19 protein-coding genes are annotated in these 21995 nt (G+C 67.3%); 12 read left to right on the top strand and 7 right to left on the bottom strand.

The window, feature by feature from the left end; genetic code table 11:
- Positions 1-23 precede the first annotated feature (23 nt).
- The 4 genes from ppsA to D106_RS0107810 all read left to right on the top strand — a co-directional run bounded on the left by ppsA (position 24) and on the right by D106_RS0107810 (position 4475).
- Positions 24-2396 carry a phosphoenolpyruvate synthase gene (gene ppsA / locus D106_RS0107825; RefSeq protein WP_018879727.1) on the top strand — a complete coding sequence of 791 codons (2373 nt, stop codon included), beginning with the start codon at positions 24-26 and terminating at the stop codon, positions 2394-2396.
- On the top strand, positions 2389-3219 hold the full coding sequence (locus tag D106_RS0107820) for a pyruvate, water dikinase regulatory protein (protein WP_018866702.1): 831 nt from the start codon (positions 2389-2391) through the stop codon (positions 3217-3219). Before ppsA ends, D106_RS0107820 begins: the two co-directional genes overlap by 8 nt.
- Positions 3220-3319: 100 nt before the next feature.
- Positions 3320-3883 (top strand): YggT family protein, encoded by a 564-nt coding sequence (locus D106_RS0107815; RefSeq protein WP_018866703.1) that lies wholly within the window; start codon positions 3320-3322, stop codon positions 3881-3883.
- A gap of 139 nt (positions 3884-4022) precedes the next feature.
- The gene (locus tag D106_RS0107810; RefSeq protein ID WP_026280623.1) at positions 4023-4475 is read left to right on the top strand and encodes a DUF4426 domain-containing protein; all 453 of its coding nucleotides are present in this window, start codon (positions 4023-4025) and stop codon (positions 4473-4475) included.
- 49 nt (positions 4476-4524) lie between these two features.
- Here the strand turns inward: D106_RS0107810 and D106_RS0107805 are convergent, their stop codons facing one another.
- Positions 4525-5187, bottom strand: a complete 663-nt coding sequence (locus tag D106_RS0107805; RefSeq protein ID WP_018866705.1) for a sulfite exporter TauE/SafE family protein — start codon at positions 5185-5187, stop codon at positions 4525-4527.
- 15 nt (positions 5188-5202) lie between these two features.
- Positions 5203-5676, bottom strand: coding sequence for a TerB family tellurite resistance protein (locus D106_RS0107800; RefSeq protein WP_018879725.1), 474 nt, complete (start codon positions 5674-5676; stop codon positions 5203-5205).
- 43 nt (positions 5677-5719) lie between these two features.
- Here D106_RS0107800 and D106_RS0107795 point away from each other — a divergent pair, with 43 nt between their 5' ends.
- Both D106_RS0107795 and D106_RS0107790 read left to right on the top strand, forming a co-directional pair.
- Positions 5720-6361: a 7-cyano-7-deazaguanine synthase gene (locus tag D106_RS0107795; RefSeq protein WP_018879724.1), complete on the top strand. Its 642-nt coding sequence runs from the start codon at positions 5720-5722 to the stop codon at positions 6359-6361.
- The gene (locus D106_RS0107790; protein WP_018876886.1) at positions 6358-6597 is read left to right on the top strand and encodes a hypothetical protein; all 240 of its coding nucleotides are present in this window, start codon (positions 6358-6360) and stop codon (positions 6595-6597) included. The genes D106_RS0107795 and D106_RS0107790 overlap by 4 nt, the downstream gene beginning before the upstream one ends.
- On the opposite strand, the gene D106_RS0107785 is transcribed toward D106_RS0107790, so the two are convergent.
- Entirely contained in the window at positions 6590-7282 is a 693-nt protein-coding gene (locus D106_RS0107785; protein WP_018879723.1) for an HAD family hydrolase, read from the bottom strand. The two genes, D106_RS0107790 and D106_RS0107785, sit on opposite strands and share 8 nt — an antisense overlap.
- Positions 7283-7362: 80 nt before the next feature.
- Here D106_RS0107785 and D106_RS0107780 point away from each other — a divergent pair, with 80 nt between their 5' ends.
- From D106_RS0107780 to cysQ, 3 genes are all read left to right on the top strand, one after another.
- Positions 7363-8076, top strand: a complete 714-nt coding sequence (locus D106_RS0107780; RefSeq protein WP_081601992.1) for an alpha/beta hydrolase — start codon at positions 7363-7365, stop codon at positions 8074-8076.
- A 16-nt stretch (positions 8077-8092) separates the two neighbouring features.
- Entirely contained in the window at positions 8093-8638 is a 546-nt protein-coding gene (gene nudE / locus D106_RS0107775; protein WP_018879722.1) for an ADP compounds hydrolase NudE, read from the top strand.
- A gap of 85 nt (positions 8639-8723) precedes the next feature.
- Positions 8724-9557 (top strand): 3'(2'),5'-bisphosphate nucleotidase CysQ, encoded by an 834-nt coding sequence (gene cysQ, locus D106_RS0107770; protein ID WP_018878486.1) that lies wholly within the window; start codon positions 8724-8726, stop codon positions 9555-9557.
- A gap of 27 nt (positions 9558-9584) precedes the next feature.
- Here cysQ and D106_RS0107765 read toward each other — a convergent pair whose 3' ends face one another.
- Genes D106_RS0107765 through purH form a run of 3 tightly spaced genes read right to left on the bottom strand, consistent with a single transcriptional unit; the run spans position 9585 to position 14978 of the window.
- Entirely contained in the window at positions 9585-12071 is a 2487-nt protein-coding gene (locus tag D106_RS0107765) for a glycogen/starch/alpha-glucan phosphorylase (protein ID WP_018879721.1), read from the bottom strand.
- Positions 12072-12115: 44 nt separating this feature from the next.
- Positions 12116-13405 (bottom strand): phosphoribosylamine--glycine ligase, encoded by a 1290-nt coding sequence (purD, locus tag D106_RS0107760; protein WP_018879720.1) that lies wholly within the window; start codon positions 13403-13405, stop codon positions 12116-12118.
- A 7-nt stretch (positions 13406-13412) separates the two neighbouring features.
- Positions 13413-14978 (bottom strand): bifunctional phosphoribosylaminoimidazolecarboxamide formyltransferase/IMP cyclohydrolase, encoded by a 1566-nt coding sequence (gene purH, locus D106_RS0107755; RefSeq protein ID WP_018878484.1) that lies wholly within the window; start codon positions 14976-14978, stop codon positions 13413-13415.
- Positions 14979-15467: 489 nt separating this feature from the next.
- On the opposite strand from purH, the gene D106_RS0107750 reads away from it, so the two are divergent.
- Both D106_RS0107750 and D106_RS0107745 read left to right on the top strand, forming a co-directional pair.
- Positions 15468-16286: a class I SAM-dependent methyltransferase gene (locus tag D106_RS0107750; RefSeq protein ID WP_018866715.1), complete on the top strand. Its 819-nt coding sequence runs from the start codon at positions 15468-15470 to the stop codon at positions 16284-16286.
- Complete coding sequence (locus tag D106_RS0107745) at positions 16283-17131, top strand: methyltransferase domain-containing protein (RefSeq protein ID WP_018876893.1); 849 nt, start codon at positions 16283-16285, stop codon at positions 17129-17131. Before D106_RS0107750 ends, D106_RS0107745 begins: the two co-directional genes overlap by 4 nt.
- A 39-nt stretch (positions 17132-17170) precedes the next feature.
- Here D106_RS0107745 and D106_RS0107740 read toward each other — a convergent pair whose 3' ends face one another.
- The gene (locus D106_RS0107740) at positions 17171-17905 is read right to left on the bottom strand and encodes an arginyltransferase (protein WP_018879719.1); all 735 of its coding nucleotides are present in this window, start codon (positions 17903-17905) and stop codon (positions 17171-17173) included.
- Between the two features lie 154 nt (positions 17906-18059).
- Between D106_RS0107740 and metH the strand changes: the two genes are divergently transcribed.
- Positions 18060-21851: a methionine synthase gene (metH, locus tag D106_RS0107735; RefSeq protein ID WP_018879718.1), complete on the top strand. Its 3792-nt coding sequence runs from the start codon at positions 18060-18062 to the stop codon at positions 21849-21851.
- Positions 21852-21995: the final 144 nt, after the last annotated feature.

Raw genomic sequence — 21995 nt, 5'->3', positions numbered from 1 at the left:
GTCACCGCAGTCCAGGAGTCGCCATGCACTGGGTAGTCGATCTCGCCGACCTGACCATGAACGATGTCGCGAAGGTGGGCGGCAAGAATGCGTCTCTGGGGGAGCTGCTCGGACAGCTGGGCGCGGCCGGGGTGCGCGTGCCGGGCGGGTTTGCCACCACCGCGGATGCCTATCGCGCCCTGCTGGCGAAGGACAGTCTGGATGAACGGATCAAGGCGCGCCTGGCGGATCTGGATATCGACGACATCGAGGCGCTGCGCGCCGCCGGGCGCGAGGTGCGCGGCTGGATCGAGCAGGCCGAACTGCCGGCCGAGCTGGAACAGGCGGTGCGCGAACACTACGCGCAACTGGGGGACGAGGTCCCGGTAGCGGTGCGCTCCTCGGCGACCGCCGAGGACCTGCCCGAGGCCTCGTTCGCCGGGCAGCAGGAGACCTTTCTCAACGTGCGCGGCATCGATGCCCTGCTGCAGCGGCTGCGCGAGTGCTTTGCCAGCCTGTACAACGACCGCGCCATTGCCTATCGCGTGCACAACGGTTTCGCCCATGACGAGGTCGCGCTGTCGGCCGGTATCCAGCGCATGGTGCGCTCCGACGTCGGCGCCAGCGGTGTGATCTTCACGCTGGATACCGAGAGCGGCTTTCGTGATGCGGTGTTCATTACCGGGGCCTGGGGCCTGGGCGAGACGGTGGTGCAGGGCGCGGTGAATCCCGACGAGTATCAGGTCTACAAGCCGGCGCTGGCGGCCGGCAAGCGCGCCATCATCGGCCGCACCCTCGGCACCAAGGCGGTGCGCATGGTGCTGACCGGGGATGGCACGCGCACCGAGGACACCCCGGAGGACCTGCGCCAGCGCTTCTGCCTGTCGGATGCCGACGCCGAGCAGCTCGGGCGCTTTGCGGTGGCGATCGAGCAGCACTACGGCCGGCCGATGGACATCGAGTGGGCGCAGGACGGAGAGACCGGCGAGCTGTTTATCGTGCAGGCGCGCCCGGAGACCGTGGAGAGTCGCGTCGAGCTGGGCGCGGGCGAGCGCTACGAACTGGCGCCGCACGAGGCGGAGCCGCTGGTCACCGGCCGGGCGATCGGCGCGAAGATCGGGGCCGGTGTCGTGCGCGTGCTGGATTCCCCGGATGCCATGCACACCATGGAGGAGGGCGACATCCTGGTCGCGGACATGACCGATCCGGACTGGGAACCGATCATGAAGCGCTCCGCCGCGATCGTCACCAACCGCGGCGGGCGTACCTGCCACGCGGCGATCATCGCCCGCGAGATGGGCATCCCGGCGGTAGTGGGCTGCGGCAATGCGACCGAGGTGCTCTCCGACGGGATGCAGGCGACCGTCTCCTGCGCCGAGGGGGATGATGGTCACGTGTATCCGGGCAAGCTGGAATACCAGGTCAAGAAGACCGACATCGGCGAACTGCCGGAGCTGCCGGTCAAGCTGATGCTCAATGTGGCCAACCCCGGCCGCGCCTACGCCTTCTCGCAACTGCCACACGCGGGGATCGGCCTGGCGCGGCTGGAGTTCATCATCAACGGCACCATCGGCGTGCATCCGCTGGCGCTGCTGGACTACGCCGAGGACCCGGATCGCCTGGATCCCGAGGTGCAGGAGCGCATCGCCGAGCGGCTGCATGGATTCGACGACGGCCCGCGCGAGTTCTTCGTGCGCAAGCTGCACGAGGGCATCGCGACGCTGGCGGCGGCCTTCGCGCCGGAGCCGGTGATCGTGCGCCTGTCGGACTTCAAGTCCAACGAGTACGCCCACCTGATCGGGGGGCGCGGCTACGAGCCGCAGGAAGAAAACCCCATGCTCGGCTTTCGCGGGGCCTCGCGCTACCGCTCGGAGACCTTCCGCCCGGCCTTCGCGATGGAGTGCGAGGCCCTGCGGCGGGTGCGCGACGACATGGGACTGGACAACGTGCAGATCATGGTCCCGTTCGTGCGCACCCTGACCGAGGCCGAGGACGTGATCCGGGTGCTGGACGAGGAGGGGCTGCGCCGCGGCGAGAACGGCCTGAAGGTCGTGATGATGTGCGAGATCCCCTCCAACGCGCTGCTGGCGGCGCGTTTTCTCGAGCATTTCGACGGCTTCTCCATCGGCTCCAACGATCTGACCCAGCTGACCCTGGGAGTGGACCGCGACTCCGGACTGGTGGCGGAGTCGTTCGACGAGCGCGACGATGCGGTGAAGGCGCTTCTGAGTATGGCCATCCGGGCCGCCCGGCGCGCCGACAAGTACGTCGGTATCTGCGGCCAGGCCCCGTCCGACTATCCGGAGCTGGCGGCCTGGCTGATGAACGAGGGCATCGAGTCGCTGTCGCTGAACCCCGATTCGCTGTTGTCCACCTGGGAACAGCTCGCACAGGGGCGGGAGCCCGGTAATGGCTGATGCCGCCGCCCAGTGCCCGCAGGTCTACCTGGTTTCGGACGGGACCGGGATCACCGCGGAGACGCTGGCGCGCTCGCTGTTCACCCAGTTTCCGGATGTCGACCCGGCCTGGCACCGACTGCCATTCGTGCAGACCCCCGGCCGCCTGGCCGGCGTGTTCGCCCGGGCCGAGGCCGGTCCGCAGCCGGCCCTGGTGGTCGCCACCCTGGCGAATGCCGACCTGCGGGCCGATCTGCGCCATTGCCCGGTGCCGGTGATCGATGTCTTCGGCGAGCAGGTGGAGCGACTGGAGGGCCTGCTGGGGGTCGCGTCGCAGTCCGTGTCCGGACGGGCCCATGGCATGGGCGACGTCAGCCGCTACGACCGCCGCATCGAGGCGCTGAACTACACCCTGGCCCATGATGATGGCCTGGCCACTCAGGATCTGTCGGTCGCCGACGTCGTGCTGCTGGGGGCCTCGCGTTCCGGCAAGACACCCACCAGTCTCTATCTGGCGATGAACTACGCCCTGTTTGCCGCCAACTACCCGCTGGTCCCGGAGGACCTGCACCAGGGCGATATCCCGCACATGCCCGAAGGGCTGCGGGGGCTCGGCGGTCGACTGGTGGGCCTGACCATTACGCCACAGCGCCTGGCGCAGATTCGCGAGGGGCGCCGTCCCGACAGCCGCTACGCGAGTCTGGCGCAGTGCCGGGCGGAATGCGTGGCGATCCAGGAGTTCTTCGACACCTGGCGGATCCCGCACCTGGACGTGACCGAGCTGTCGATCGAGGAGATCGCCACCCGGGTGCGCGACTGCATGGATGCCCGCCGCGGCGGCTGAGCCGCGCCGGCAAGCCGCACCGGACGCGTCACAGCTTGGCATCCCGCCGGGCTTGCCGGAGAATGGGCGCGGTTAACTCGCTGCACCGCAAGGAGCCCGCATGCCCGCCGCCGGAACCGGACAAGAGATCGCCATCTTCCTCGTCAGCGTTGTCTTCGGGATCTACATCATCCTGCTGATCCTGCGGACGATCTTCGGCCTGGTGCGGGCCGACTACTACAACCCGATCTCGCAGACCATCGTGATGCTGACCGATCCGCCACTGCGGGTGCTGCGGCCGGTGATTCCGTCCGTGGGACGGGTCGATCTCGCCGCGATCGTGCTGATGATCGTGCTCAAGTTCATCGAGATCTGGTTGCGCGTGCTCATCGTTGGCGTGGACGTGGGGCTCGGGCTCATCCTGGCCGTGGCGATCCGCGAGCTGCTGACCACCGTGATCTGGGTCTTCATCATCGCGCTGATCGTCGAGGTGGTGATGAGCTGGATCCAGGCCGGGGGCGGCGGCGCCGCCAACAACCCCATCATGCGCCTGGCCGGGGCGGTGAACCGTCCCATCCTCGGCCCGCTGCGCCGGGCCCTGCCGAACACCGGTGCGATCGATTTTTCGCCGATGATTGCCCTGGTCGGGCTTTATATCCTGCTGATTATCGTCCGCTCTTTCTGAATCCGCCGAGCGGGGGTCGGCACGCGCGCCGCCACCCCCGGTTTCAATCGCAGCAAAAGCGGCTAGACTCGAAGACAGGGGTACCTGAGAGCCTGTCTCCGCAGGGCCCCGCTTTCCCCATCAGGCAAAGGAGTCAGCCATGGCAAGAGTGCATCGGGTCTTCACCGGCTTTCTCGTCGCTTTGGCGGCGGTCGCTCTCGGCAGCTCGATCGCATCCGCCAACGAGGCGGAATTCGACAAGTACGTTGTCCACTACAACGTGATCAACACCACCTTCCTGTCGCCGGAGGTCGCGCGGGCTTATGACGTGCGGCGCAGTTCCAACCGGGCGATGGTCAACGTCAGCGTGATGGAGCGGGGCGAGAACGGTCTGCAGGCGGTCTCCGCCGAGGTCACCGGGTCGGCCACCAACATGAACGACCAGATGCGCAACCTGCGTTTCCGCGAGATCCAGGATGGTGATGCCATCTACTTCCTGTCGGAGGTGACGGTTCGCAGCGGCGAGACCCTCGACTTCGCGATCGATGTCGCCCCGGCGGGCAGCGAACGCGTGCTGCCGGTGCGCTTCTCGCGCGACTTTTTCGTGGACTGAGCCCCGCCCGGGGCCTTCCGAATGATCCCCCGCCCGCCCGGGCGGGGGATCACATCGCCACACTCAGCAGCATCCAGACCCCATACAGCGCGACCCCGCCGCCGGCGATCCGGCGGACCCAGGGGCGGCGCACGAAGGCCGCCAGGCGTGCGGCGAACACCCCCATCAGCAGCAGATTGGGCAGCGTGCCCAGGGCAAAGGCACCCATCAGCGCGGCGCCCTCCAGGGCCCCGCCGGCACCCAGTGACCAGGCCAGCACGCTGTACACCAGCCCGCAGGGCAGCCAGCCCCACAGCCCGCCGACCACCAGGGCCTGCCCGGCGTGGCGCACTGGCAGGAAGCGCCGCCCCAGCGGTTCGATGCGCCGCCACAGCACCCCGCCGGCCTGTTCGAGGCGCGCGAGGATCGGCCACCAGCCGGCGAGATAGAACCCGAGCAGGATCAGGAAGACCGCGGCGAAGCCCTGCAGGATCGCCTGACCGGCCGGCAGGCCGCCCAGCAGACTGGCCCCCAGCCACCCGGCCAGGGCCCCGGCAACGACATAGCTCGCCATGCGCCCGAGGTTGTAGGCCAGCAGCAGGTCCAGCCCCGGCCCGCGGCGACCGTGGCCCATGGAGATTGCGCCGACGATGCCGCCGCACATCCCCAGGCAGTGCACGCCGCCGAGGATGCCCACCGCCAGCGCGGCCAGCAGGGTACCCGGGTCACCCATCAGTGCGTGCCCCGGTCAGTCCGGATCGGCCGCATCGCCCAGCACCTCGTGCTTGGTCCGGATGAAGGTGGCGTGCGGCACGTAGAGCAGGTCCGCGAGGTGCCGGATGACCGCCTCCTGACGCTTGTGCAGGTCGCGGTTGGCCCAGGCGGCGCGCCACAGGGCGCGCAGGATGTCGGCCTTCTGCTCGGCATTGAAGGCCGCATTGACCTCGCGCACCATCGGGTGGATGGAGATCAGCGCGTCGCTCTCCTCCTGTGCGATCTCCAGCAGCGCGTCGGCGGTGTCGCCGTCGAGCCGGAACAGTTCGATCAGGCTGGCGCGTACCGATTCGAGCTCCTCCGCGTGCAGCTCGAAGTCGGCGCGGCAGACCTCCATGATCAGGGCCGCGGCGGCGCGCTGCAGGCGCTGTTCGGGATCGCCCTCGGCGCGATCGCTGCGTTCGGCGCCCAGCAGGCGCTGCCAGTGGCTGCGTAGTTGTTCAATCACCGCGTGGTCTCCGTCTACTCGCGCTGTGCGGTATGGTGCCCGAATGGAATCCGTTCGGCCTGAATCCCCCGATCTCCTCCTGCTCTCCGGCGGCATCGAGAGCAGCGCCCTGCTGGCGCAGTGCCATGCAGCCGGCAAGGTGCTGCGCGCCGTCTGGGTCGACTATGGCCAGCGCAATGCGGCCCGCGAATGGGCGGCGGTGGAGCATCTGGCCGGGGTCTACGGCGCGACGCCCGTCGCGCTGGACCTGCAGTCCCTGCGCGCGGCCTTCACCCGGCGCAACGACTGGGTCGGCCATGTGCCGTTGCCCCAGCGCAATCTGCTGGTGCTGGCGCTGGCGGTCAACCTGGCCGAACACCACGGTGCCGGGCGTATCCTTTTGGCCCTGAACCGCGAGGATCAGGGGCATGGGCCGGGTTCGCAGCCCGGGTTCGTGGAGCAGGTCTCGGCGCTGGCCGGGACCCTGATCCCGCGCCTGCAGGTCGAGGCGCCGCTGATCGAGCAGTCGAAGGCGGAGATCATCGCCACGACGGATCCGCTGGGGATCGACTGGCGCCGCACCTGGAGCTGCCTTCTGGCACAATCGCGCCACTGCGGGCGCTGCCCGCAGTGCCAGGCCCGGCGCGCCGCGTTCGCCGCGGCCGGCATCCCCGACCCGACCGACTACCGCGAAGCACCCCGATGACCGATGCCGCCATTCCCCGCCATGTCTCCGAGCGTCTGGAGATCGCCATCCTCACCGGCGAAACCCTGCAACTGAACTGGGCCGAGCCCGGTTCCAGTCAAGCCTGGTGGGGCAAGGTAACGCCCCGCGAAGTGCGCGAGGCGGATGGTTATCATTGGCTGGATGGCGAGTGCGAAGGCCGGCCGGTGCAGATCCGCCTGGACCTGATCCGCAACCTGCCGACCCCGGTCAAGTAGCCGCCGAATCGCCGGCCCTGTCTCTCGTGGCGGGCAGGCCGGACATCAGATCCGCGAGCGACTCCAGCAGCACGAAGTCCTCCGAGTGCATGGGCTCGCCGCGCTCGTCCGGGTATCGCATGCCGCGCAGCTCTGCGATACCCGCCCCGGCGGCGCTCGCCAGCGCCAGCAGGTTGTCGTCCACCAGCAGGGTGCGCTCCGGGTCATGGGGGGCGACCCGCTGCAGGCGCTCCCAGAACGCGGCCTCTTCCTTCGCGCAATCCAGATCGTGGGCGGAGACGATGGTGTCCAGATGGTCGCCGATGCGGGTGAGCTGGTGCTTGAAGGCGTAGACCTGCGGATGGGCATTGGTCACCAGCACCCGCCGCCGGCCGGCACGTTCAAGGGCGGCCAGCAACGCATTGGCATGCGGTTTCAGGGCGATATGATGGGCCAGTTCGCGTTTCAGGCCCAGGATGTCCAGCCCGGTGAAGCGCGTCCAGTGATCCACGCAGTACCATTCCAGCTTGCCGCGCACCCGCTGCATCTCGTCCTCCAGGCGGCGGCGTGCGCATTCCGGGTCGTCCGGCTGGCAGCGGATGTACTCCCGCGGGATCAGCTCGCGCCAGAAGCGGTTGTCGAAGTGCAGGTCGAGCAGCGTGCCGTCCATGTCGAACAGCACGGTGTCGATGCGACTCCAGTCCACGGCGAGCGCGGGGGCGTGCGGATTTTTTTCGGGGTTTTGCGGGTCCACAGCAGACGGCCACATGATCGAGGGGATTGGTTATGGCTCTCATGGTACCCCAGGTGCGGTTTCTGCCCGCGCCCCTTCTTGCCGCGCTTCTGGCCCTGCCGGGCCCCACCCTGGCGATGGACCCGGATGATCCGGACTACGATCCGCTTGAGGATGATGCCCTGTGGGGCGAGACGGTCTCCCCGGACCAGACCCAGACGACCAGTCCGGAGCTGACGTTCCTGCTGGAGGAGCCGGACCGGACGCCGCATCACCACCAGAATCAGATCCGCATCACGGCCTCCTCCCTGGAGGACGGATGGGCCGATCTGCGCCAGTGCCACAACGATGTGGCGGCCATTCGGCGCATGGTCATTGTGTACAATGAGGCGACCATCGACGAACTCCAGGTCGAGTCCACCCGCAACATCGAATCCGCGCGCGCCGAGGGCGATCGTGTGGATCTGCGCGGGGTGGAGAAGGACGCCGAGGTCTGTGTGACCGCGCGCATGAAGATCGTCGAGCACGAGGGGGACGGCGTCTATCGCCTGGAGAACGGCCCGTTCGTTCGCCGCTTCCTCGACGGCTATTTCCCGATGCGCGTCACCATGGCCGTGAGCTGGGGTGATCTGGATCTACGCCTGGCGGAGACCGAGCCGGCCGAGCAGGACGGGTTCGAGGTGGTGACCTCCGATCACGGGTTCATGTTCGACACCCTGTTCGAGGGCGAACTGCGGACCCTGGTGCGTCTGCGCAACAGCCACTGACCGCCCGGGAGGGCGCATGAGCCGAGACAAGCCGGATGTCCAGGGGCGACGCACGGTCGCCAGCAGTCGCCTGTTCGAGGTGGAAGAGCTGGACCTCGAGTTCAGCAATGGCGCGCGCACCTGCTTTGAGCGCCTGGTCAGCCGCGGCCATGGTGCGGTGATCATCGCCCCGGTGCAGGCCGACCGGACAATCCTCCTGATCCGCGAATACGCCGCGGGCACCCACCGCTACGAGCTGGGTCTGCCCAAGGGACGGATGGAGGCGGGCGAGGACATCCTGGCCGCCGCCAACCGGGAGATCATGGAGGAGGTGGGGCATGCCGGACACCGCCTGACCCACCTGGGCGCGCTGACCGTGGCGCCCGGCTACATGGCCCACCAGACGCATCTGGTGCTGGCCGAGGATCTCTACCCCGAGACCGCGGAGGGCGACGAGCCGGAGGCGATCGAGGTGGTGCCCTGGTCGCTGGACCGCCTGACGGAGCTGGTTGCACGCGAGGACCTGACCGAGGCGCGTTCCATTGCCGCCCTGTACATGGTGCGCGACTACCTCGACGGATAGAGGCCTCCTGGCGCGCGCCGGTGTTCCCCCGGGGCCGCAACCCTGCCAAGCTAGGGGGAATGTTCCGGGAAAACGGGAGTTCCCCATGCATGCTCCGCCGAAGGATGCGGCCCTGACTGCCCTGATGCACGAGGTTTCGAGCCTGGCCGACGCGGCCGGCCACGCCATTCTCGAGCTCTACGAGACCCGTTTCGCGGTCACCGAGAAGGCCGACCACTCGCCGCTGACCGAGGCGGATCTGGCCGCCCACCGTATCCTGGTCGGCGGGCTGTCGGATATCGACCCGGACTGGCCGGTGTTGTCCGAGGAGGGGCAGGACGTGCCCTTCGCGCGGCGTCGGCAGTGGCCGACCTACTGGTTGATCGATCCCCTCGACGGGACCCGCGAGTTCGTGAAGCGCAATGGCGAGTTCACCGTGAACGTGGCGCTGATTCACAACCACGAGCCGGTCCTGGGCGTGGTCTGGTGTCCGGTGCTCAAGCGGCTGTATGCCGGGCACCGCGACGGGGTGGCGATCCGGCGGGACGAAGACCAGGCCCCGCGCACGATTGCGGTCGCCAGCGAGCGCATCGGCACGGATCATCCCGTGGTGGCGGGCAGCCGTTCACACGGGGCGGAACGCCTGAAGCTCGCGCTGGACCGGCTGGGCCCGCACGAGCTGGTCAGCATGGGCAGCTCGATGAAGCTGTGCCTGGTGGCCGAGGGCGCCGCCGATATCTATCCGCGCCTGGGGCCCACCAGCGAATGGGATACCGCGGCGGCCCATGCGGTGGTGCGGGCGGCCGGCGGCCGGGTGACCGACCTCCAGGGCCAGGAGCTTCGCTACAACACGCGCGAGAGCCTGTTGAACCCCGAGTTTCTGGTGTGCGCCGGCAACCCCGACGGCTGGCTGCGCCGCCTGGGATTGCCGGAGGCCTGAGGGAAACTCTAAGCGCGCGCCGCCGCGTCAGGCGGCGCCGTTGGTGCGCGACGGGGCGACCGGCTCCGGCGTGATGTCCCAGATCTCGCGGGCGTAGTCGCGCACCGTGCGGTCGATCGAGAAATACCCCATGCGTGCGACATTCAGGATGGCGGCCTCGGCCCAGGCGGCGCGGTCGGCGTACAGGGTGTCCGCCCGCGCGCAGGCCTCGGCGTAGGCCGCATAGTCGGCGATCACGAAGAAGGGATCTTCCTGGCGCAGGTAGCGACCGAGGTCGGCGTGGGTGCCCGGGTCGTTGCAGGTGAAGAACCCGGACTCGATCATCTCGACTGCGGCGGCGAGGCCCGGCTGGCCGGCCAGTATGGCCTCCGGGGGCGGGCCGTGGCGGCGGTGCTCGACGACCTCGTCGGCGGTCATGCCGAAGATGAAGATGGAGTCCTCGCCCACCGCGTCCCGGATCTCGATGTTGGCACCGTCCAGGGTGCCGATGGTCAGGGCGCCGTTGAGCGCCAGCTTCATGTTGCCGGTCCCGGAGGCCTCGAAGCCGGCGGTGGAGATCTGCTCGGAGACATCCGCCGCCGGGATGATGATGCTCGCCGAACTGACCTCGTAGTTGGGGAAGAACACGCACTTCAGGCGGTCGCCGATGGCCGGGTCATGGTTGACGATGTCGGCGACCTCGTTGATCACCTGGATGATGCCCTTGGCCCGGGCATAACCCGGCGCGGCCTTGCCGCCGAACAGCACCACGCGCGGCGGGATGTCCTCGCCGGCGCGGATGCGGCGGTACAGGTCCACCACGTGCAGGAGTTTCAGCAGCTGGCGCTTGTACTCGTGGATGCGCTTGATCTGCACGTCGAACATGACGTCCGGGTTCAGCTCCACGCCGGTGCGCTCGCGCACCAGGTCCGCCAGGCGCTGCTTGTTCGCGCGCTTCACGTCCATGAAGGCCTTCTGCAGGTCGGCGTCGTGGGCGTAGGGTTCCAGCGCGCGCAGGCGATCCAGGTCGTACTGCCAGTCGTCGCCGATGCGCTGGCCCAGCAGTTCGGTGAGCGCGGGGTTGGACTGGATCATCCACAGGCGCGGGGTCACCCCGTTGGTGACATTCACGAAGCGCTCCGGCCACAGGTTGTAGAAGTCCTCGAACAGGGTCTCCTGCAGCAACTGGGTGTGCAGCGCCGCCACGCCGTTGACGCGGTGCGAACCCACCACCGCGAGGTGGGCCATGCGGACCCGGCGGCCGTGTTCCTCGTCGATGATGGACAGCCGCGCCAGGCGGTCGTTGTCGCCCGGATAGCGGTGGCGTACCTCCTCCAGGAAGCCATGGTTGATCTGGTAGATGATCCCCATGTGGCGTGGCAGTACGCGTTCCATCAGCTCCACCGGCCAGGTCTCCAGGGCCTCGGGCATCAGGGTGTGATTGGTGTAGGCGAAGGTGCGCCGGGTCAGTTCCCAGGCGCGTTCCCAGGGCAGCTCGTGCTCGTCCATCAGCAGGCGCATCAGCTCCGCGACGGCGATCGCCGGGTGGGTATCGTTCAGCTGGATCGCGACCTTGTCGGGCAGGGCGTCGAGGCTGTAGTCCAGAGCCAGATGGCGCTCCATGATGTCCTGCAGCGAGGCCGAGACGAAGAAGTACTCCTGTTTCAGGCGCAGTTCCTTGCCGATCGCGGTGGCGTCGTTGGGGTACAGGACCATCGAGATGGTCTCCGACTCCGCCTTGTCCGCGACCGCGCGGATGTAGTCGCCTTCATTGAAATAGCGCAGGTCGAAGTCGCGGGTGGCCTTGGCCGCCCAAAGGCGCAGGTTGTTCACGTTGCGCCGGCCATAGCCCGCGGTGGGGTAGTCGTAGGCCATGGCCAGGACTTCCTCGCCGTCCTCCCAAGTGTAGCGGGTGGAGCCATCGGGGTGATGGTGCTCGACCACGTAGCCGTAGAAGTGGATCGGATACTTGCGGTCCGAGCGCGGGAACTCCCAGGGGTTGCCGTAGCGCAGCCAGTTGTCCGGGTGTTCCACCTGATGGTAGGGCTCGAACTGCTGGCGGAACATGCCGAACTCGTAGCGGATGCCGTAGCCGTAGCCGGGGTAGCCCTGGGTCGCCAGGGATTCCAGGATGCAGGCGGCCAGGCGCCCCAGCCCGCCATTGCCCAGGGCCGCGTCGTCTTCGAGGTCCAGAATGGTGTCGAGGTCGACGCCGAGATCGGCCATGGCCTGGCGGGCCGGCTCGAGGATGCCCATGTTGCGCAGGTTGGCCTCGAGCATGCGCCCGATCAGGTATTCCAGCGACAGGTAGTAGACGCGCTTGACGTCCTCGTCGGCGAACTGCCGGCGGGTCAGCAGGCGGCGCTCCACCATGCGTTCGCGGATGGCGAAGGCCAGGGCCTCCATCCAGTCGCGTTCGGTGGCCTGGCGCGGGTCCTCGCCGACCACGCGGACCACGGCATCGCGGATCGACTGCCGCAGACCCTCCACATCGTTGGGAAGGTTGGGCAGGTGGGTCACTTCGGGGGCGGCCATCGGGCGGATCTCCAGAAAGGGGGTAGAAGCGCCGCTGCCTGGAATTATCCTTCCCGGGCGACGGCGCGATAGCCGATATCTGTTCGGCAGTATATATCGTCGAAATGAATCTGGTGTACGGCCGCGTAGGCCTTTTTCTGCGCGCTCTTCACGTCGGCTCCGAGGCCGACCACGCAGAGTACGCGACCGCCGGCGGTCACGATGCGACCCTCGGCATCGCGGGCGGTACCGGCATGAAACACGTGGGCGTCGGGATCGGCCTCCACGGCCTCCAGGCCGCTGATGACGTCGCCCTTGCGGTAGTCCCCCGGATAGCCCCCGGCGGCCAGGACCACGCCCAGCGCTACGCGCGCATCCCAGCGGGCCTCGACCGCGTCCAGACGCCCGTCCAGCGCCGCCTCGACCAGTTCGCTGAGGTCCGATTCCAGGCGGCTGAGGATCGGCTGGGTCTCGGGGTCGCCGAAGCGGCAGTTGAACTCCAAGACCTTCGGGTTGCCCGCAGCGTCGATCATCACGCCGGCATACAGAAAGCCGGTGTAATGTTCGCCGTCGGCGGCCATGCCCTGCACGGTCGGTTCGATGACGTCGTGCAGGATGCGCGCATGCAGCGCATCGGTCACCACCGGGGCGGGTGAATAGGCCCCCATGCCGCCCGTGTTCGGGCCCTGGTCGCCGTTGTCGCGCGCCTTGTGGTCCTGCGAGGAGGCCAGCGGCAGCACGTGTTCGCCGTCCACCATGCAGATGAAGCTGGCCTCCTCACCGGTCAGGAATTCCTCGATGACCACGCGGTTGCCGGCCTCCCCGAAGGCGTTGTCGGCCAGCATGTCGTGCACCGCCGCGCGGGCCTCGTCCTCGGTCTGCGCGAGGATCACGCCCTTGCCGGCGGCCAGGCCGTCGGCCTTGACCACAATGGGCGCGCCTTGGGTGGCGATGAACTCCAGCGCGGCCTGTTCGTCCTCGAAGCTGCCGTAGGCGGCTGTCGGGATGTGGTGGCGGTGCATGAAGTCCTTGGCGAAGCTCTTGGAGCCCTCGAGCTGCGCGGCCTTTGCCGTGGGGCCGAAGCAGCGCCGGCCGGCGGTGCGGAAGGCATCCACCACGCCGGCGACCAGGGGTGCCTCGGGGCCGACCACGGTAAACGCGATGGCCTCGCGTTCGGCCAGGGCCAGCAGCGCGTCGATGTCGGTGACGCCGACGTCGATGTTCTCGCACTTGGCCTCGCGCGCGGTGCCCGCGTTGCCGGGGGCCACCAGGACGCGCTCGACGCGCGGCGACTGTGCCAGCTTCCAGGCCAGCGCATGCTCGCGCCCGCCGTTGCCGATTACCAGTACGTTCATCGGGACCTCAGTGGCGGAAGTGGCGCATGCCGGTGAACAGCATGGCGATGTCGTGCTCGTTGGCGGCGTCGATCACCTCCTGATCACGCATCGAGCCGCCCGGCTGGATCACCGCGGTGATACCGGCCTCGGCTGCGGCGTCGATGCCGTCGCGGAACGGGAAGAAGGCATCCGAGGCCATCACCGAGCCGGCGACCTGCAGGCCTTCGTCCGCGGCCTTGATGCCGGCGATGCGCGCGGAGTACACGCGGCTCATCTGGCCCGCCCCGACCCCGATGGTCTGCTGGTCGCGGGTATAGACGATGGCGTTGGACTTGACGTACTTGGCGACCTGCCAGGCGAAGCACAGGTCCTTCATCTCCTGCTCCGACGGCGCGCGCGCGGTCACGGTCTTCAGTTCCACATCGGCCAGGCTGCCGCGGTCCGCATCCTGGACCAGCAGCCCGCCGCCGATGCGCTTGTAGTCCAGGCCCGGGCCAACGCCCGCCGGCGGGATCTCCAGTACCCGGACGTTCTTCTTGGTGGCCAGCGCGCGCAGCGCGCCCGGCGTGATCTCGGGGGCGATCACGACCTCGACGAACTGGCGGCTGACAATCGCATGCGCTGTGTCGCCGTCCAGCGGGCGGTTGAAGGCGATGATGCCGCCGAAGGCCGAGGTCGGGTCGGTCTGAAAGGCGCGCTCGTAGGCCATCAGCTGACTCGGCGCGACCGCCACGCCGCAGGGGTTGGCGTGCTTGACGATCACGCAGGCCCCGGCCTCGAACTGGCGCACACATTCCCAGGCGGCATCGGCGTCCGCCAGGTTGTTGTAGGACAGCGACTTGCCCTGGTGCTGGCGGTAACTGGCCAGGGTGCCGGGTGTGGGCTGCGGATCGCGGTAGAACGCGGCGCGCTGGTGCGGATTCTCGCCGTAGCGCAGGGTCTCGACGCGCTCGAAGGTGGCGTTCAGCTGCCCGGGGAAGGGCGCGGCCTCGCCGTCCTCGTCCAGGGCCGACAGGTAATTGCTGATCGCAGCGTCGTAGCGCGCGACGTGATCGAAGGCCGCGACCGCCAGGCGGAAGCGCAGGGACTGCGGGACCTCCCCGTGGTCGCCGATGGCCGCAACGATCTCGCCGTACTGGTCGGGGCTGGTGGCCACCGCCACGTCACGGTAGTTCTTGGCCGCCGCACGCAGCATCGCGGGCCCGCCGATGTCGATGTTCTCGATGGCATCCTCCAGGCTGCACCCGGGTCGGGCCACGGTCGCCTCGAAGGGATAGAGGTTCACCACCAGCAGGTCGATCGGGGGGATGTCCTGCTCGGCCATCACCGCGGAGTCGATGTCGCGCCGCCCCAGCAGGCCCCCGTGGATGCGCGGGTGCAGGGTCTTGACCCGGCCATCCATGATCTCGGGGAAGCCCGTGTGCGCGGAAACCTCGGTCACCGGAAGGTTGTTTTCGGCCAGCAGGCGGGCCGTGCCGCCGGTGGACAGAAGCTCCACGCCGCGCTCGTGCAGGGCGCGGGCAAGCTCCACGACGCCGGTCTTCTCGGAGACCGACAAAAGGGCGCGCTGGATGGGGCGGCTGGGGGTCATGCGGGGCCTCGGGATCGCTGCAAAAACCGCCATTATATCGAACGCGTGACGCCCGTGGAGGCGGCTTCGACCCGGCCGCGGCACAGCGGGAGGGCTGGGGCTCAACTTGTAATTTTTGCGCAAAACCTTCAGGGTATAAAAACGATTTCGGACACAACGCCCGCGTTCAGACGCAGCGCGAGGCGCCGTAAACGATCCCCGAGCCAGGCGGGATGGGCCCGCCAGACCACGGCTCGGCATCCGGGTAATGAAGAGCCCTCCGGATGTGCAGGATGAACCGGCCAGGCCGGTAGCGGGCGCTGCGAACAACGCGCCCGTTGCATTGCTACCCGAACACCAGGCCTGGCCTGGGCGGATCGGGCGAATGGCGAGACCGCCGGGACATGCGGGGGTCGCGGTTCTCTGCGTTTGCGGGGTGTTGTGCCGACGGATCGGCCGCGGGCCGTCCGTTCACGCTTACGACAGCAGCAAAAGCCAAGAGGAACCAGCATGGCAGCGAACATCAAGAATGATCAGGATTTCGGTGACAAGCCGACCGAACGTCGCGATACCGAGAACTACCTCAACGAGTACACCACCGGTTTCGTCGACAAGTGGGACGACCTGATCGACTGGGACAACCGCGCCAAGAGCGAAGGCACCTTCTTTATCGAGGAACTGAAGAAGCGTGGCGCCAAGCGCGTGCTGGACGTGGCCGCCGGTACCGGTTTTCACTCCGTACAGCTGCGCGAAGCGGGCTTTGACGTGGTGACCGCCGACGGCGCCCCGGAGATGCTCGTCAAGGCCTTCGAGAACGGCCGCAAGCGCGGGCACATCCTGCGCACCGTGCAGGCCGACTGGCGCATGCTCAACCGCGATATCTACGGCCGTTACGACGCCGTGGTCTGTCTGGGCAACTCGTTCACCCACCTGTTCAACGAACATGACCGCCGCAAGGCCCTGGCCGAGTTCTACTCCGCCCTGAACCATGATGGCGTGCTGATCCTCGACCAGCGCAACTACGACACCATCATGGACCACGGCTACTCGTCCAAGCACACCTACTACTACTGCGGCGACGACGTGCAGGTGCAGCCGGCCCATGTCGACGAAGGCCTGGCCCGCTTCCAGTATCGCTTCCCGGATGGCTCCGAGTACTTCCTGAACATGTTCCCGCTGCGCAAGGCCTATGTGCGCCGCCTGATGCGCGAGGTCGGTTTCCAGAAGATCGAGACCTACGGGGACTTCCAGGAGACCTATCGCGAGACCGATCCCGACTTCTTCATCCACGTTGCCGACAAGCGTTATATCGAGGGCGAGGAACGATGAGCGAGAACTACTCCGACGTCGTCGAGACGGCTCGCGACTATTACAACAGCGAGGACGCCGACACCTTCTACAAGATGGTGTGGGGCGGTGAAGACCTCCATATCGGGCTGTACGAGTACAAGGACGAGCCGATCGGCGACGCCAGCCGGCGCACGGTCGCCCATATGTCCGACCTGCTCGGCGAGCCGCAGCCGGAATGGCGCGTGCTCGACATGGGTGCCGGTTACGGCGGTGTCGCGCGCTATCTGGTGGAGAACTACGGCTGCGAGGTCACCGCGCTGAACCTGTCCGAGAAGGAAAACGAGCGCGACCGCGAGATCAACAAGGCGCGCCACCTGGACCACAAGATCACCGTGGTCGACGGCAGCTTCGAGAAGGTCGACGAGCCGGACGCGTCCTATGACGTAGTTTGGTCCGAAGACTCGTTCCTGCATAGCGAGAACGAAAACAAGAAGAAGGTGATTCAGGAGGCCGCTCGAGTACTGAAGCCGGGTGGCTGGCTGATCTTCACCGATCCGATGCAGACCGACGACTGCCCGGACGGCGTGCTGGACCCGATCCTCGCCCGCATCCATCTGGATTCGCTGGCTAGCCCCGAGTTTTACCGTGAGGCGGCCAAGGCAGCGGGTCTGGAAGAGGTCGGTTTCGAGGAGCATTCCAGCCAGATCGCGACCCACTACGGCCGCGTGAAGCAGGAGCTCGAGTCCCGCGAGGACGAGCTGAAGCACTACATCTCGCAGGACTACATCGACCGCATGAAGCAGGGCCTGCAGCACTGGGTCGATGGCGGCAACTCGGGCTACCTGACCTGGGGCATCTTCCGCTTCCGCAAGCCGGCCCGCTAGGTCGCGCTTGCGAAGCAGGGACCGGGGGGCTGGCCGCCGTCAGGCGGGCAGTCGCCTCCAGACCCCGTCCATGCGGCCTTCGAGCGGCTGGAAGCGGGTCTTGTATTCCATCTTCGGCGCCTGGTCGATCCAGTAGCCGAGGTAGACATGGGGCAGACCGAGGCGGTGCGCATGCGCCACCTGGGTCAGGATCGCGAGGGTGCCCAGGCCGCGGCGCGGCTGATCCGGATCGAAGAAGCTGTACATCGCCGACAGCCCCTGCGGGGTGCGGTCGGTGACGGCCACCGCGACCAGCGTGCCGGCCTGGCGGAATTCGATCAGATCCACCGGGCCGTTATGGTGGGCCAGCATCCCCGTGTATTCCTCGCGCCCCATCTGCTCCATGCCCCCGCCCGCGTGGCGGGCGGTCTGGTAGCGCGAGAACAACGGCATGTGCTCGTCGAGATCGGCGGCGGGCCCGGTGCCCGGCTGCTCCGGCGGGCGCCGGATCGCCACCACGAGATCCTGATTGCGGTCCAGGCAACGGCGCTGGCTGCGATTCGGGCGAAAGCTCGCGACCGGAATGCGTACCGGCACGCAGGCGGCGCATTCGGGGCAGTGATGCCGGTAGACAAACTGACCGCTGCGGCGAAAGCCCTCGGCCAGTAGCTGGCCGAAGCGGGCACCGCCCAGGCTGACCGCGGGGTCGACCAGGAGGCTCTGCATCTCGCGGTCGTCCAGATAGGGGCAGGCCTGCGGGGCAGTGATGAACCAGCGGATCGGATGTTCCTGCATGGCGCTATCGTGACATCTCCGTGCACGGGCGCAAACAGGGGCATCCCAGACCGCCACGAGATACCAAAGAGCCTGCCGGAAGGGTGGGCTCCACGGCCGGGATGGAACCCCGGCGTGTACACTCATCCCATTCGAAACCAATGGTGTACGGCACATGACGGCAACACGAAACGATATCGAGAAGGCGCTGAAAGAGCGCATCCTGATCCTGGACGGCGGCATGGGGACCACCATCCAGCTGTACAAGCTGGAGGAGGCCGACTATCGCGGCGAGCGCTTCAAGGACTGGGAGTCCGACCTGAAGGGCAACAACGACCTGCTGTCGCTGACCCGTCCGGACATCATCGAGCAGATCCACAACGACTATCTCGAGGCCGGCGCCGACATCATCGAGGCCAACACCTTCAACGGTACCCGCATCGCGATGGCGGACTACCACATGGAGGACCTGGTCCCCGAGCTGAACCGCGAATCCGCGAAGCTCGCGCGCAAGGCCGCCGATGCCTGGACCGAGAAGACCCCGGACAAGCCGCGCTTTGTCGCCGGTATCCTCGGCCCGACCAACCGCACCGCGTCGATCTCGCCGGACGTGAACGACCCGGGCGCGCGCAACGTCGATTTCGACACCCTGGTCGAGGCCTACAAGGAGGCCGCCGAGGCTCTGGTCGAGGGCGGCGTGGACCTGCTGCTGATCGAGACGGTGTTCGACACCCTGAACGCCAAGGCCGCGATCTTCGCGGTGAAGACGCTGGAAGACGAGCTCGGCAAGGACCTCCCGATCATGATCTCCGGGACGATCACCGATGCCTCCGGCCGCACCCTGTCCGGCCAGACCACCGAGGCCTTCTGGAACTCGGTGCGTCACGCGAACCCGGTCTCCATCGGCCTGAACTGCGCGCTGGGCGCGAAGGAAATGCGCCAGTACGTGGAAGAGCTGTCGCGCATCGCCGATACCCACGTCTCCGCGCACCCCAACGCCGGCCTGCCGAACGAGTTCGGCGACTACGACGAGTCCCCGGAGCAGATGGCCGAGGACGTCGGTCCGTGGGCCGAGCAGGGCATGCTGAACATCATCGGCGGCTGCTGCGGCACGCTGCCGGAGCACATCCGCGCGATGCGCGAGGCGGTGGAGAAGCATCCGCCGCGCAAGGTGCCGGAGATCGCCCCGGCCTGCCGCCTGTCCGGCCTCGAGCCGTGCAACATCACCGACGACTCGCTGTTCGTGAACGTCGGCGAGCGCACCAACGTGACCGGCTCGCGCAAGTTCCTGCGCCTGATCCAGAACGAGGAGTACGACGTCGCGCTGGAAGTCGCGCTGAACCAGGTCGAGGGCGGCGCCCAGATCATCGACATCAACATGGACGAGGGGATGCTGGAGTCGCAGGACGCGATGGTCCGCTTCCTGAATCTCTTGGCTGGCGAGCCGGACATCGCCCGCGTCCCGGTGATGATCGACTCCTCCAAGTTCGAGATCATCGAGGCCGGGCTGAAGTGTGTGCAGGGCAAGGCGGTGGTCAACTCGATCTCCATGAAGGAGGGCGAGGAGAACTTCATCCGGCAGGCCGAGTTGTGCCGCCGTTACGGTGCCGCGATCGTGGTCATGGCCTTCGACGAGGACGGTCAGGCCGACAACGAGCAGCGCCGTGTCGAGATCTGCACCCGTGCCTACAAGCTGCTGACCGAGAAGGTCGGCTTCCCGGCCGAAGACATCATCTTCGACCCGAACATCTTCGCGGTCGCGACCGGTATCGAGGAGCACAACAACTACGGTGTGGACTTCATCGAGGCTACCCGCCGCATCAAGAACGACCTGCCGCACGCGCTGGTCTCCGGCGGCGTGTCCAACGTGTCGTTCTCCTTCCGCGGCAACGAGCCGGTGCGCGAGGCGATCCACGCCGTGTTCCTGTACCACGCCATCAAGGCGGGCATGGACATGGGCATCGTCAACGCCGGCCAGCTCGCGGTCTACGACGACATCGACGAGAAGCTGAAGGAAGCGGTCGAGGACGTGGTCCTGAACCGTCGCGATGACGCGACCGAGCGACTGCTTGACCTGTCCGAGGAGTACAAGGGCCAGGGCGGCGGCAAGAAGGAGGAGAACCTCGAGTGGCGCGAATGGGAAGTCACCAAGCGCCTCGAGCACTCCCTGGTCAAGGGCATCGACACCTACGTGGTCGAGGACACCGAAGAGGCGCGCCAGCAGTACGACCGCCCGATCCAGGTGATCGAGGGTCCGCTGATGGACGGCATGAACGTCGTCGGCGACCTGTTCGGCGAGGGCAAGATGTTCCTGCCGCAGGTGGTCAAGTCCGCCCGCGTGATGAAGAAGGCCGTGGCCCACCTGATTCCGTACATCGAGGCCGAGAAGACCGGCACCGAGAACAACGGCAAGATCCTGATGGCCACGGTGAAGGGCGACGTCCACGACATCGGCAAGAACATCGTCGGCGTCGTGCTGCAGTGCAACAACTTCGAGGTCATCGACATCGGCGTGATGCAGCCGGGCGCCGAGATCCTGAAGGCCGCCAAGGAGCACGATGTCGACGTCATCGGCCTGTCCGGCCTGATTACCCCCTCGCTGGAGGAGATGGCCAACTTCGCCGCCGATCTCGAGCGCGAAGGCATGACCACGCCGCTGATGATCGGGGGCGCGACCACCTCGCGCGCCCACACCGCAGTCAAGATCGAGCCGAACTACTCCGGCCCGGTGGTCTGGGTGAAGGACGCCTCGCGTGCGGTGGGTGTGGCCCAGAGCCTGATCAGCCCCGAACTGCGCGAGAAGTACGCCGCCGAGATCCGCGAGGAGTACGAAAAGCTGCGCGTGCAGAACGCCGGGCGCAAGAAGAAGACCCAGTGGGTCACCCTGGAGAAGGCGCGCGCCAACAAGCCGCAGATCGACTGGTCGAGCTATACCCCGACCAAGCCGAAGGCGCTGGAAACCGACAAGCTGCCGGGCGAGCCGACCGTGCTGCACCCGCATGGCGACGGCTCCGTGCTGCTGCGCTTCGACGACTACGATCTGAACGAGGTCGCCGAGTACATCGACTGGACGCCGTTCTTCCACTCCTGGCAGCTGCACGCCGCCTACCCGCGCATCCTGGATGACGAGAAGGTGGGTGAAGAGGCGCGCAAGCTGTTCAAGGACGCCCAGGAGATGCTGCAGCGGATGATCGACGAGAAGTGGGTCACCCTGCGGGGCGTGGTGGGCTTCTTCCCGGCGAACACCGTCAATGATGACGATATCGAGGTCTATACCGACGAGAATCGCTCCAAGGTGCTGAAGAAGCTGCATCACCTGCGTCAGCAGACCGAGAAGCGCCGGGGTCAGCCGAGCCACTCGCTGGCCGATTTCGTGATGCCGAAGGAGGCTGGCGGTCCCGACTACATCGGGGCCTTCGCGGTCAGTGCCGGTGGCGATGTCGACGCCAAGGCCGCGGAATTCGAGAAGGCCAACGACGACTACCACTCGATCCTCGTGAAGAGCCTGGCGGACCGCCTGGCCGAGGCCTTCGCCGAGTGCATGCATCAGCATGTGCGCCGCGAATTCTGGGGCTATGTCCCGGACGAGTCGCTCGAAAACGAGGACCTGATCGAGGAGAAGTACCAGGGTATCCGCCCGGCCCCGGGTTACCCGGCGTGCCCGGAGCACACCGAGAAGTCCACCCTGTGGGAGCTCCTGCAGCCGGAAGAGAACGCTGGCATGACGCTCACCGAGAGCTACGCCATGCTGCCGGTCTCGGCCGTGTCCGGCTGGTACTTCGCACATCCGGAGTCGCGTTACTTCGGTCTCGGCAAGGTCAACCGCGACCAGGTCGAGGATTACGCGAAGCGCAAGGGCATGTCGTTCGAGGAGGCCGAGCGCTGGCTCGCGCCGAACATTGGCTATGACGACAGCGACGAGGCCAAGGCGGAAGCCAAGGCCGAGCGCGAGGCCCGGACCGCGTAACACCCCGGTCCCGTCTCCGGGCCGACCCGTGCGAGCGGGCGGGTCCGGCAAACTGCGAGCCCCGCATCAGGGAATCCCCGGTGCGGGGCTCGCTTTGTCTGGGTGGCCGCGCCAAACTGTTCGGGTCCGCCCGCAACCGGAGTT

Origin of the sequence: Thioalkalivibrio sp. ALE9, assembly GCF_000377445.1 — a bacterium.
GTDB lineage: Bacteria > Pseudomonadota > Gammaproteobacteria > Ectothiorhodospirales > Ectothiorhodospiraceae > Thioalkalivibrio.
Note: the sequence above shows the minus strand (reverse complement) of the source record. Positions and strands in the feature narration are given on the sequence as shown.